Here is an 11868-nt window from a genome sequence, read left to right as displayed (position 1 = left end):
GTCAGGTTCCTCGTGCTGGCTTTTGACGCGCGAACGGCAAGCTATCGGATAGCCACCGGCTAGCGCGCACCTTTTGCGCAAAGGTTAATGAAGTGTTAATTCTGTTGGTGCGCCGATTCTGACGCAGGGTCCAGACGGAAGGCCTCCGGCAGCTAACGGAAAGCTGTGCGAAAGTCGCCCGATAGGCACCGGCTATCTCACCGAAAGCCCTCAGCTTGACGACGGACTGCTGTCTGTTAGCTTTCGGTTAGCCATAGCCTAGCTTCCCAATAGCTAACGGAAAGTTAATAGCTAGCCGAAATCCAGCCGATAGCCTGTACATAGCTTTCGCGTCGCTATCGGATATATATCGGATAGTTGGTAGCTATCCGCCTCCGGTTGTGATGACACCTCGCAGTGGCTGAATGAGGTTTCATCTCAATAAGTTATTGAATGAATACAAGATAGCCTTTGGCTATCTTTTGGGTATCTGGTAAAGAGCCTCCGGCGGGCAGGGGCACGGCCCCTGCACCCGGAACGGGGAGGGGCGCTTGGACAAAGAGATCAATAGTGCCCTTTGGCGCTTTATCCGTCGCGACACCTCCGTCTCGGCTTTTGAGGCTTGGGTCTATGCTTATGAAGCCGCGCTCAGCACAGCCTTAGGGGCAGAGCTTCATTTCAGGCTGCTGGAAATGAACTATGCCGATCGCAATCAGGTCGAAGACATGCGCGAACAGCTTGAGGCGCAATTGCGCCCGGCCCTTACGTGCGAATGTCTGGCCGTGGCGGATGAGGATGTCATTCCAGTGGCCGCAGCGTTGGCTAACCTATGAAGGTGTTTTACGCACGGGCAGGGCGCTTAGTCGGCCCTGCCGGTTTTTGGACTATATGGCTCCTTCACTCTTGTGGACCGTCGAAGACCTCCGCCGCGCGCGTCCCGACATTACCATCGCCGAAATGGCCGATTTGGTGTGTATAGAGGAGAGCCAAGTCAAAGATATTATTAAATATCAACGCAGTTAGCTGAAGGCTATCCGATAGCTAGATGGCGGGCGCGAAATCTCGATCATACCTCCCCAGCTTGCTGGGTGGGGGGCCTTCCCTAACTTCAACGACACGACATTCTGAAAAGTCGGCAAGGCCCGCGCCTCTGCGCTACTGGTAAATGCACCCAATCTATCCCCACCGGAAAAAGCGCGGTTACCCTTGGGCGCATGACCGAGACGACAGACATGGCAGCCCCTTTGACCCCGGAACAGCGGCGCGCGCATTTGCGCGCCTATGTGGACCGGATGCTGAGGGCCCTGACCGCGATGGACGCGCCCGAAACGCCGGACGAGGTCGCCAAGGGTGTCCGCACGGCGCTGATGATCGAGCGTCTCTATGCCCGCTGCGACGCGTCCGAGACGCAGGCCCATAGGCTCCCCATCGCCTCCGTTGACAATCAAAAGCTGAAAAATACGCCCGACGAACCCGGCCACTGGCTGGACCGCGATCCCGTCGGTGAACTCAAGGCGCAGATTGAACGGATGAGGGCCGTGGCGCGCGCCCGGACCGAGCCACATCCCGAAGCCAAACCTCAACCCGCGTCCGTACCGCCGGCGGAGGCTAAACGCGAACCTCGGATGCCCAAGCCGCCTTCGCGGCCCCTGACGCCGCAGGAGGCGGCCTTGCGTGAGCGCGTCCTGAACACAGTGGCCATCCCCCGGCCGCAAGATGCCTTGCTGGCGTACCACGATTTCGGTCTGATCCATGACGAGGATGTGGAAATCATCCACGGTGACCGGCTCAGGGCCTTTTATGCCAGGGGCGAGACGCGGGAGACGATCCTGAAAGGGCTCAAGCAGTTTAGCCGCGCGGATCTCAACCTGTTGTGGCCTGATCTGTTCCCGCTGGATACGGGGTGAAGGAGTCACCACGAACGGCACGAACGCCACGAACCTCTTTGTGCTGAAACGCCTGGCCCGCAGGGGCCTGACCTTTGTGCGGCCTGCGCGAGTGAGGGGCGCTGCGCGCCGAAAGGTTTTGAACCACAGATTTCACAGATGGCACAGATTGGCGCTACGCGCCTCTGCGTGACACAGACACGGATAATCTGTGAAATCTGTGTCAACTGTGGTTTCTATAAATCTTGCGTGGCAAAACACAGCATTTGATACGTCAGGCGCAGGCCTGTGCCACAGGCTCGCGTTCGTGCTTTTTGTGCTTTTCGTGGCTAAACCTGCCCCACCTCACACTCAGTCTTAAGCAATCGCGCACCGACATCCGGGGTCCGGGGTCAACTGACCCCGGATTCTTACTCTTGCCCAAAACCCAAACCCGAAACCCAACTCACCCCAGCAGGCTGGCGGCGATATTGATGCACAGGGCGAGGATGGTGGTGTTGTAGAAAAAGGCGAAGACGGCGTGGCCGAGATTGAGGCGGCGCATGGCTTTGGAGGCGACGGAGACGTCGGCGGTCTGGGCGGCGGTGCCGATGATGAAGGCGAAATAGGCGAAGTCGAGATAGTCCGGTTCGCAGTCTGCATCCGGGAATTTAAGGGGCGGGGGCTCGGCGCGGCGGATGGCGATGTAGTAGGCGTGCGCGTAGTGCAGAGCGAAGGTGGTGTGGACGAAGACCCAGGTGGTGACGATGGTGGCACCGACCAGCGCGAGGTCGAGGCCTTTGCTGAGCCCGGTTTCGTCGTGGGCGGCGATCAGTTCGCTGGCGATGGCGACGACGCAGACGGCGATGGCGGCCCCGGTAAGGCCCAGAATGGTCCACTTGCCGACATCCTGCGTTTCGGCGCGACGGCGCATATCGGCGGTATTGGCGGTCATCATCAGCCGGGCGAGGGCGATGAGGTAGAACAGGGCCGCGCTGTTCCACGCGACCAGCACGCTTTGCGACAGGCGCAGGTCGGTGAGGGTGCCCAGAAGCGTGCCCAGCCCGAAGGCGAGGGCGATGGCGCGGCTCAGCCACGGGCGGGTACGCAGGGTGCGGACAAAGGAAAGGGCGGTCATAGACAATGCTATGACCGCCCGCCGGAAAATGTCCAGTAGGGGAGGGGGCTTAAACCGTCTTCGTTACCTTGTTGAGGTGCGGCGGGCTGTCGGGATTGAGGCCACGCGCCAGCGACAGGCGGTTGGCGAGGCGATAGAAGCTCTGCAGGCGCAGGATGGGCTCAAGGATGGGCTCGGCGGCCAGGGCGGGCAGGGTATAGGCGCCCGGCGTGGTGTCGGCCAGCCACACGGCGGCCCCGCGTCCGGCAAATTCCGCGGCCACGTCGCGCACCCCGTCGCCGGCCGTGTCGGAGGTGGCGAAGGCCAGCACAGGGAAGCCCTGATTGACGATGGCCATCGGGCCGTGCCGCACCTCGGCGGCCGAGAAGGCCTCGGCGTGCAGAGCGCAGGTTTCCTTGAGCTTCAGGGCCGCTTCCTGCGCCACGCCGAAACCGTAGCCGCGGCCGATGACGAAGAGGTTGCTGGCGGCGGTCAGGGCGGGGAGGGCGGCGGACCAGTCGAGGTCGAAGGCCTGACGCATCTGGGCGGGCAGGGCGGCCACGGCGGCCTTGAGGGCGGCTTCGCCGGACCATTCGGCGGCCAGGGCGGCAAACCCGGCCAGCGCCGCGAGGCACGACTTGGTGGCGGCGACCGACAGTTCCGGTCCGGCGCACAGGGGCAGGACTTCGTCGGCGAGGGTGGCCAGGGGCGCGGTTTCATCATTGACCAGCGCCACGACGAAGGCCCCTGCCGCCTTATAGGCTTCAACGGCGGTCAGCAGGTCGGGCGAGCGGCCCGACTGCGACACGGCGATGCACAGGGTTTCGTCGGCGACGACCGGGGCGGCATAGACCGAGGCCACCGACAGGGCGGCGGAGCTGACCGGCACGCCCGTCAGGGTCTCGATGACATACTTACCGTAGGTGCAGGCGTGGTCTGACGAACCGCGCGCACAGGTGACGACGGCCCTGGGCGGCTGGGCCTTCAGGCGCGCGGCGATGCGGCTCAAAGTCCCGGCATTGCGCGTCAGGAAGCGTTCGACGGCGTCGCCCCCTTCGGCTGCCTCGCGGAACATCAGAGTCGTGGTTTCATCCAGCGGCGCGGTGACGGAAGCGAGGGACATGCGGGCGGTTCCTTACAGTTTTTTGATACCAATATCGTATATTGGTATTACTATCATTGGCCATCTGACGCAACCCTTATCGCAAACGGGCATGTTTTGTAACTTTTGCCCGGTGTTTTCGGCCTAAATCGTCAGGTAATGCCAATTAAAGGTCATAACCAATATTGTCATTGGGCTGTGATTGTGTCAGTTTGGCAGACGTAACCGGGTCTTCCCTCAACCTTCCCGGCCCCTATGGAGTGGTCTGCCTTCCCCCGGCGGCCACTCCCTTTTTTTGCCCTTCGCCTGCCCGTAAGACGCCTGACAGGTGAGAATGTGTCCGCAAAGACACAAAACGAGGGCATTGCGCGCGATTTCGCCGGGTGGGGGCGGCGGTTTTCGGAGTTACACAATTCCGTCACCTAAGTTTGTGCGTTCTGTCACACAGCCTCCCTATAAGGCCGACTAATGGCATGGGCGTGTTCAGAAGGGGGCCTCCCCAACGCGCCGCTGCGTTGGTCTGGAGAGATGCAAATGAACACTTCCACGAAATTCCGCCTGGGTCTTCTGGGCTTTACCGCGGCTGTCGCTCTGGCGGGCTGCTTCGGTGCCGACAACGTTGCTTCGCCGGGCGAAGGCGTCCTGATCGGCGGCGGTTCGTCCTCGTCTTCGTCGTCTTCTTCCAGCACCTCGGGTGTGGCGGCCGCTTCGTGCCCGACCGGCACCGACAATATCGGCGTCATCACGCTCGCCGGCGGCGCTCAGGCCCGTAACTGCCAGCTGCCGACCACCATCACCGGCAACCTGACGCTAGCCAAGCTCGACGGCGTCATCTACTCGGTGTCGGGCCGCGTCAGCGTCGGTGAGGACATGGGTCCGAACGTGAACGCCCCGATCGCCGGTGCGCGTCGCGGCGTCCTGACCGTTGAGCCGGGCGTCACCGTCTTCGGTTCGGCGGGTCTCGACTACATCGCGGTTCAGCGCGGTTCGCAAATCTTCGCCGAAGGTACGGCGACCAACCCCATCATCTTCACCTCCAAGAACAACGTCACCGGCGCTTCGACCGCGAACTCGATCGGCGAGTGGGGCGGTCTGGTCATTCTTGGCCGCGCGCCCTCGAACTCCTGCGCCACCGACGCCGTTCCGACCAATCTCGACGGTTTCAACAACTGCGGTGCAACCTTCGAAGCAGTGGCTGGCCTGAACTTTGGCGGCAACAGCCTCGCTGACAACTCCGGCACCCTGAAGTACGTGCAGGTCCGCTACACCGGCTATCAGGTCGATGTGGGCAAGGAACTGAACGGCATCACCCTGGCCGGCGTCGGTGCAGGCACCACGATCGATTACGTGCAGGTCTATAACTCGTCGGACGACGGCGTCGAATTCTTCGGCGGCTCGGTCAATGCCAAGCACCTCGTGCTGGTCGGCAACGACGATGAGCAGTTCGACACCGACAACACCTGGTCGGGTTCGGTGCAGTGGATGATCGCCCTGCAGGCGGCCCGCAGCTCGAACGGCTCCTTCGCCTTCGAAATGTCCTGTAACAAGGGTGGCAACGGCGGCATCCGCTCGATGTGCCCGACTTCGGCGGCGGTCAACACCGGCACCCTGCGCCCGTTCACCTATCCGAAGGTGTCGAACGCCACCATCATCATGAAGAACACCCTCAACACCCAGGCGCTGAAGCTCGACACCGGCACGGGTCTGCTGCTGATGAACTCCATCATCCGCACCACCAGCCCGTCGTCGAACTGCCTGCTGGTGCAGGACGACAACACGGTGATTGCGCAGGTCGCCTTCCGCTCGGTCATGGGCATCTGCGGTGGCATCGCTTCGGTTGGCGTTCAGTCGGGGGCTTCGAACACCGGTCAGACCCTGCCGACCGTCGCTCAGGCCGAAGCCCTGTGGAACACGGGTAACATCACCCGCGTGTCTTCGGTCACCTCGGTTCTGCTGCCGACCGTCACCAACAACTCGATCGGTACGACGACGACCCTGACCAATGACATCATCAACGGCGCGACCGAAAACGCCGTCCCGGTTACCAACCCGACCATCCTCAACGACGCGGCCAACAACAACCTCGGTTTCTTCACCAACCCGACCTATATCGGTGCCGTGAAGGACGCCAGCGACAACTGGTACAAGGGTTGGACCTGCGGCATGGGCACTGGCGAGAAGTCCTGCCAGTAGCAGGCGCAAGCGCGGCGGGGGAAACCCCGCCGCAACGCGCTCTGCTCTCCAAGTCCTTCAGCAAAGGTTGATCCCATGAAACTGCAAACTCTCTCCCTCGGCGCCTTGCTGATGGCTACGACGTCTCTGGCGGCTGTCAACGCCGCGGTGGCGCAAGACCAAAACCAGGCCCAGACGGCCGCCGACCAACCGGCGGAAGCCGCCACCGGCGACTCCAACGCCAGCCCGGCCAACGAAATCACCGAAGTCGTCGTGCGCGGCAAGAACCTGCCCAAGACCATGCGGCGCACGGCGGAAGTCACCTCGATCCTGACGTCCGAAGACCTCAAGCGCACCGGCGACGACAACGCCGCCACCGCCCTGACGCGCGTCGCAGGCCTGTCGCTGGTCGAAGGCAAGTTCATCTATGTGCGTGGCCTTGGCGAGCGCTATTCCTCGGCCCTGCTGAACGGCGCGCCGCTGCCGTCGCCGGAGCCGCTGCAACGCGTCGTGCCGCTCGACCTGTTCCCGGCGTCGCTTTTGGGCCGCGTCTCGGTGCAAAAGACCTATTCGGCGGAATATCCGGGTGAATTCGGCGGCGGTGTCGTCGATCTTCAGACCGTGGCCCTGCCGCGCGACAACTTCCTGAGCCTCGGCATCGGCACGGGGTACAACAGCGAAACGACCGGCAAGAAGACCGTTACCTATTTCGGTTCGGCCACCGACTGGCTGGGCTATGACGACGGGGCCCGCAGTCTGCCGGACCCGCTGCGCGATGCGCTGGCCAAGGGCAAGCTGGTCAATCCGAACAACTACCCGGCGACGGGCGCGGGCGCGACCAGCGAGTTGCAAAAGATCGGTCATTCCTTCACCAATGCCGACCTCAACCTGCTGCAAATCGGCCGTCCCACCCCGAACTTCAGTGTGAACGGCAGCGCCGGGCAGACCTATACGGTTCTGGGTGGCAAGCTCGGCGTTGTGGCTGTGGCCGACTTCTCCAACAACTGGTCGGTAAAGGACGGCATCCATTACGAGGATGACTATCAGAACACGGCCAATAATGTCTCGCTGAACAGCCTGCTGTCGCTCGGCTATACCCACGGTGCCCACACCCTGAAGTGGACGGGCATGTATATCCGCAAGACGACGAAGTTCGCAGCTACCCGTGACGGGTTTAACTCCAACGGCTTTTTCTATCGCAAGGACCGTACCGGCTGGTATCAGCGCGAACTGGGCCTGAGCCAGATCACGGGCACGCACGCTCTGACGCCGAAGCTGGTGCTGGACTGGACGGCCTCCTACGCCGTGACCGTGCGCGACACGCCGTATGACAAGTTCATCAACTACACGCTGGATACCTCCAACGCGGCGACGAAGGGCCTCTATTTCACCGACCTGCGTAACGGCGGCGGTAACGAAACGGCCTTCTCTAACCTTAAGGACGTGGCGAAGTATCTGGGGGCCAACCTGACCTGGGACTATAGCCTCGGCGAAGGGCGTGATGGCAAGCTGATGGCGGGCGTCTCGGTGCTCGACAACCAGCGCGACTATCAGCGCCGCGCCTTCGAGTTCAAGTCGGTTAATGACTCGCTGGCCAAATATACCCGCATTGATTACCTCTTCTCCGACTACAATATCCGCCCGGACTTCCTGCAACTGTGGGAAACCGGTTCAGACTCGCCGCAAGCCTATAAGGGCGGTCTGTTCGTGTCGTCCTACTACGTGAAGACCGATCTGGAAGTCATTCCGCTGGTCCGCGTCGCTGCCGGTCTGCGTTACGAAGTCGGCAAGGAGCGCAACGATCTGCGCTTCCTCTATCAGACGAACACCAAGCCGGATCGTGCCTCTACCCAGATCAAGGAGACCTACCTCCTGCCGTCGGGTACGGTGACCTGGAACTTCAAGGACGACATGCAACTGCGTTTTGGTGCGTCCAAGACGATCGGCCGCCCGCAGTTCCGCGAACTGGCCGAGCCGACCTTCCGCGAAGCCGACAGCGACCGTTCGTACACGGGTAACCCGCTGCTGAAGGACACCGAGATCACCAACCTCGATGCCCGTTATGAGTGGTATTACGGCGCGGGCGAATACCTGACCGCCGGTCTGTTTCACAAGACGCTGGACAAGCCCGTCGAAACCATCTCGACCGGTACTCAGCTCCAGCAGACCTTCGTCAACGCCCCGAAGGCCAATATTCAGGGCTTCGAAGTGGACTATAAGGGCCTGTTCGAAAGCCCCATCAAGGGCGCTTTCTTCGAGAGCAAGCAGTGGCTGGTGCAGGCCAACTACACCTTCACCGACTCCAGCGTGAAGGTAAAGACGGGCGACAAGATCGCCTTCAGCCGCACCACCTTCCAGCCGGTCGAGGCCAGCCTGTACATCAAGGACGGCGCCAAGCTGCAAGGTCAGTCTGACCACCTTGCCAACGTGCAGTTCGGCTGGGAAGACAGCGAAGCCAAGTCGCAGGCGACCCTGCTGCTCACCTACGTCAGCGAGCGTATCTCGGTGCGCGGCTCGGGCATTGTCGGCGACCCTGACATCATGCAGGAGCCGGGCACGCAGGTCGATTTCGTGTGGCGCAAGGGCTTCGACGCCTTTGGTCGCGGCCTGAACTTCCAGCTTGAGGCCCGTAACCTGACGGGCACCGAGTACAAGGAATATCAGACGATCAACGACAAGCGCGTCTATGTCGATCGCTACGATCCGGGCACGTCGGTCTCGGTCAGCCTTTCGACGCAGTTCTAAAAAAGAGGCCGTCCGGTTCGCCGGGCAGCCTTCTTGCTACTGACAAAAAAGCCCTCCGGAGTGATCCGGAGGGCTTTTTTCTTATCTTGAAGGTCACTGAACCCCCGACAGTGTCGGGGGAACGGAGACTATTTCGCGGCCTTGGCTTTTTCGTCTTCGCTGAGGCGCTGGAACAGCAGATCGACCATCTCCTCGGCGTTTTCGTCCGTGGCGGTCGAGGCTTCGACGCCGCAATAGCTCTGGTCCGGCAGGCGGCCCCAGACGACCAGCGGCGCGTAGTAGCGGGCGAGGTCGCTCAGCGCCTCGTGCTGATCCCTGGCCGCCGTGTCAGGCAGGACCAGCATACCGTCAAAGCGCTGCGAGCGGACAAGGTCCTTCAGCGCGCCCTGACGCTTGGCCGGGGTCTTGAGCACCAGCAGCTCATAGCCGCGCTTGAAGACGGCCTGGGTGAGGGCGCCCATCATGCTCAAGAGGTGCGGGTCGCGCAGCTTGCGGTCGCCGTCGTCGGGCAGGACGAGGCCGATGGTGCGGGTGCGCTTCAGACGGAGGTTACGGGCGGCCTGATTGACGACGTAGCCATGTTCCTCGGCAATCGCCGCGATCTTGTCACGCAGCGGCTTCGGGATCAGGGGGCTTCCGGCCAGGGCCCGCGAAACGGTGGACACCGAGACGCCGGCCATGCGGGCGATATCGGCCATCTTGAGCGGCGCGGTGGTCGAAAGAGTCTCTGTGGTCATTGTCTCCTCAAGGGGTTCGGATGGGTCCGGAACAGACGCATCAGCGCGCCAGCCAGCCCCCATCAACGGGGATAATAACTCCGTTTACGTAATTTGACACGCGGGAGGCCAAAAAAACCGTCGCGCCACCCAAATCTTCTGGCGTCCCCCAGCGGGCGGCGGGAATCCGGTCGAGAATCGCCTTGGCGCGTTCGGGGTCGCTTTGCAGCCCTTCGGTCAGTTCCGTAGCCATATAGCCCGGCGCGATGGCGTTGACATTAAGGCCTTTGGACGCCCATTCGTTGGCCAGAAGCCGCGTAATCCCGGCCACGCCCGACTTCGACGCCGTATAGGAGGGGACGCGGATGCCGCCCTGAAACGACAGGAGGGAGGCCGTATTGATGATCTTGCCGTGGCCCTGTGCGATCATGTGGCGACCGGCGGCCTGACACATGAAGAACAGGGTCTTGAGATTGAGGTTCATCACCGCGTCCCAGTCTTCCTCGGTAAATTCCGTGACGTCGCCACGGCGGATCGACCCGGCATTGTTGACGAGGATGTCGAGCCCGCCCATGACGCGCAAAGTTTCGGTGATAATATCCTCCACCGGCGAAATGGAGGTAAGATCGGCGCGGATAAAATGGAACCGGCGTCCCAGAGCCGTGACCTTTTCGGCGGTGGTGTCCGCCCCCGACGAGCCGACGGCGCAGATATCGGCCCCGGCTTCGGCCAGAGCTAGCGCCATGCCCTGCCCCAGTCCGCGATTGGCTCCGGTGATCAGCACGGTTTTCCCGGAGAGGTCGAACATCGAGGCAGCGGACATGGCATTTCCTGAGTAAAAAAGGGCGTGATTAATTTTGATCTATGATGATTGAACGGGATTGTCCACGCATTGTCATCGGGCTTGGCCCCATGCTAGAGCAACAGATATTGCTTTTCCATCCTTTGCGTTCCGCCTGCTGAGTCTGCCATGATCATCTCCGCCTCGACCGATTACCGCGAAGCCGCCCGGCGTCGGCTGCCGCCCTTCCTGTTTCACTATATCGACGGCGGGGCCTATGCCGAGCGCACACTGGCGCGCAATGTATCGGACCTTGGCGACGTGGCCCTGCGCCAGCGCGTGCTGAAGGACGTGTCGTCGCTCAGTCTGGAGACGGAACTGCTGGGTGAAAAGCTGTCCATGCCTATCGTTCTGGCTCCCGTCGGCCTGACCGGCATGTATGCCCGGCGCGGCGAGGTGCAGGCGGCGCGCGCGGCGCAAAAGGCCGGCATCAACCTGACCCTTTCGACCGTCAGCGTCTGCCCCATCGAAGAAGTGCAGGGCAGGTGCGACAAGCCGATCTGGTTTCAGCTCTATGTGCTGAAAGATCGCGGCTTCATGAAGAACGCGCTGGAACGCGCCTGGGCGGCCGGTATCCGCACGCTGGTCTTCACCGTCGATATGCCGGTGCCGGGGGCGCGCTACCGCGACGCCCATTCGGGCATGAGCGGGCCGAACGCCGAAATCCGCCGCCTGTGGCAGGCGGTGACGCACCCGCACTGGGCCTTTGATGTCGGCCTGATGGGGACGCCGCACGATCTGGGCAATGTCTCGAAATATCTCGGCAAGGCCACGGGTCTGGCCGACTATATCGGCTGGCTGGGGGCCAATTTCGACCCGTCGATCTCGTGGAAGGATCTGGAATGGATCCGCGACTTCTGGAAGGGCCCCATGGTCATTAAGGGCATACTCGACCCGGAAGACGCCAAGGATGCGGTCAGCTTCGGCGCCGACGGCATTGTGGTGTCCAACCACGGCGGACGGCAGCTCGATGGCGTCCTGTCTTCGGCACGGGCGCTGCCGGCCATTGCCGACGCCGTGAAGGGCGATCTGACCATTCTGGCCGACTCCGGTATCCGCACGGGCCTTGATGTAGTGCGCATGATCGCGCTGGGGGCCGACGGGGTGCTGCTGGGCCGGGCCTTTATCTATGCCCTGGCCGCCGGGGGGGAGGCGGGGGTCTCCAACCTGCTCAGCCTGTTCGAGAAGGAAATGCGCGTCGCCATGGCGCTCACCGGCGTCAAGTCGATCCGCGAAATCGGCCCGCAGTGTCTGGTGCCGGGGGGCATGACTGTCAAAGATTGACAATTTTGGGGGCGGGCGTATCCTTTAGAGCGGAATGATTTCTAATG

The 11868-nt window shown here is 62.1% G+C and carries 9 protein-coding genes; 5 read left to right on the top strand and 4 right to left on the bottom strand.

The window, feature by feature from the left end; genetic code table 11:
- The first annotated feature begins 530 nt into the window (after window positions 1–530).
- Both AACH73_RS17255 and AACH73_RS17250 read left to right on the top strand, forming a co-directional pair.
- Window positions 531–812, top strand: a complete 282-nt coding sequence (locus tag AACH73_RS17255) for a hypothetical protein (protein ID WP_338735973.1) — start codon at window positions 531–533, stop codon at window positions 810–812.
- Window positions 813–1211: 399 nt separating this feature from the next.
- The gene (locus AACH73_RS17250) at window positions 1212–1886 is read left to right on the top strand and encodes a hypothetical protein (RefSeq protein ID WP_338735972.1); all 675 of its coding nucleotides are present in this window, start codon (window positions 1212–1214) and stop codon (window positions 1884–1886) included.
- 424 nt (window positions 1887–2310) lie between these two features.
- Here AACH73_RS17250 and AACH73_RS17245 read toward each other — a convergent pair whose 3' ends face one another.
- The gene (locus AACH73_RS17245; protein WP_272742413.1) at window positions 2311–2982 is read right to left on the bottom strand and encodes a DUF1345 domain-containing protein; all 672 of its coding nucleotides are present in this window, start codon (window positions 2980–2982) and stop codon (window positions 2311–2313) included.
- 49 nt (window positions 2983–3031) lie between these two features.
- On the bottom strand, window positions 3032–4084 hold the full coding sequence (locus AACH73_RS17240; RefSeq protein WP_272742412.1) for an SIS domain-containing protein: 1053 nt from the start codon (window positions 4082–4084) through the stop codon (window positions 3032–3034).
- A 513-nt stretch (window positions 4085–4597) separates the two neighbouring features.
- Between AACH73_RS17240 and AACH73_RS17235 the strand changes: the two genes are divergently transcribed.
- Window positions 4598–6256, top strand: coding sequence for a hypothetical protein (locus tag AACH73_RS17235; RefSeq protein ID WP_272742411.1), 1659 nt, complete (start codon window positions 4598–4600; stop codon window positions 6254–6256).
- A gap of 75 nt (window positions 6257–6331) precedes the next feature.
- Window positions 6332–8980: a TonB-dependent receptor gene (locus AACH73_RS17230; protein WP_272742410.1), complete on the top strand. Its 2649-nt coding sequence runs from the start codon at window positions 6332–6334 to the stop codon at window positions 8978–8980.
- Window positions 8981–9108: 128 nt separating this feature from the next.
- Here the strand turns inward: AACH73_RS17230 and AACH73_RS17225 are convergent, their stop codons facing one another.
- Window positions 9109–9717 (bottom strand): LacI family DNA-binding transcriptional regulator, encoded by a 609-nt coding sequence (locus tag AACH73_RS17225; RefSeq protein ID WP_272742409.1) that lies wholly within the window; start codon window positions 9715–9717, stop codon window positions 9109–9111.
- A 40-nt stretch (window positions 9718–9757) separates the two neighbouring features.
- On the bottom strand, window positions 9758–10519 hold the full coding sequence (gene kduD, locus AACH73_RS17220; protein WP_272742408.1) for a 2-dehydro-3-deoxy-D-gluconate 5-dehydrogenase KduD: 762 nt from the start codon (window positions 10517–10519) through the stop codon (window positions 9758–9760).
- Window positions 10520–10666: 147 nt separating this feature from the next.
- On the opposite strand from kduD, the gene lldD reads away from it, so the two are divergent.
- On the top strand, window positions 10667–11821 hold the full coding sequence (lldD, locus tag AACH73_RS17215; protein WP_272742407.1) for an FMN-dependent L-lactate dehydrogenase LldD: 1155 nt from the start codon (window positions 10667–10669) through the stop codon (window positions 11819–11821).
- The last annotated feature ends 47 nt before the right edge of the window (window positions 11822–11868 follow it).

Source organism: Asticcacaulis sp. DW145 (assembly GCF_037101385.1).
Lineage (GTDB): Bacteria > Pseudomonadota > Alphaproteobacteria > Caulobacterales > Caulobacteraceae > Asticcacaulis > Asticcacaulis currens.
The sequence above is the reverse complement of the archived record's forward strand: the minus strand, read 5'-3'. Positions and strand labels throughout refer to the sequence as shown.

Bases quoted from the DNA above. Each gene is read 5' to 3' on its own strand.
- AACH73_RS17250 (WP_338735972.1), top strand. From the start codon at position 1,212: ATGGCAGCCCCTTTGACCCCGGAACAGCGGCGCGCGCATTTGCGCGCC.
- AACH73_RS17240 (WP_272742412.1), bottom strand. From the start codon at position 4,084: ATGTCCCTCGCTTCCGTCACCGCGCCGCTGGATGAAACCACGACTCTG.
- AACH73_RS17230 (WP_272742410.1), top strand. From the start codon at position 6,332: ATGAAACTGCAAACTCTCTCCCTCGGCGCCTTGCTGATGGCTACGACG.
- kduD (WP_272742408.1), bottom strand. From the start codon at position 10,519: ATGTCCGCTGCCTCGATGTTCGACCTCTCCGGGAAAACCGTGCTGATC.
- AACH73_RS17235 (WP_272742411.1), top strand. From the start codon at position 4,598: ATGAACACTTCCACGAAATTCCGCCTGGGTCTTCTGGGCTTTACCGCG.
- AACH73_RS17245 (WP_272742413.1), bottom strand. From the start codon at position 2,982: ATGACCGCCCTTTCCTTTGTCCGCACCCTGCGTACCCGCCCGTGGCTG.
- AACH73_RS17225 (WP_272742409.1), bottom strand. From the start codon at position 9,717: ATGACCACAGAGACTCTTTCGACCACCGCGCCGCTCAAGATGGCCGAT.
- lldD (WP_272742407.1), top strand. From the start codon at position 10,667: ATGATCATCTCCGCCTCGACCGATTACCGCGAAGCCGCCCGGCGTCGG.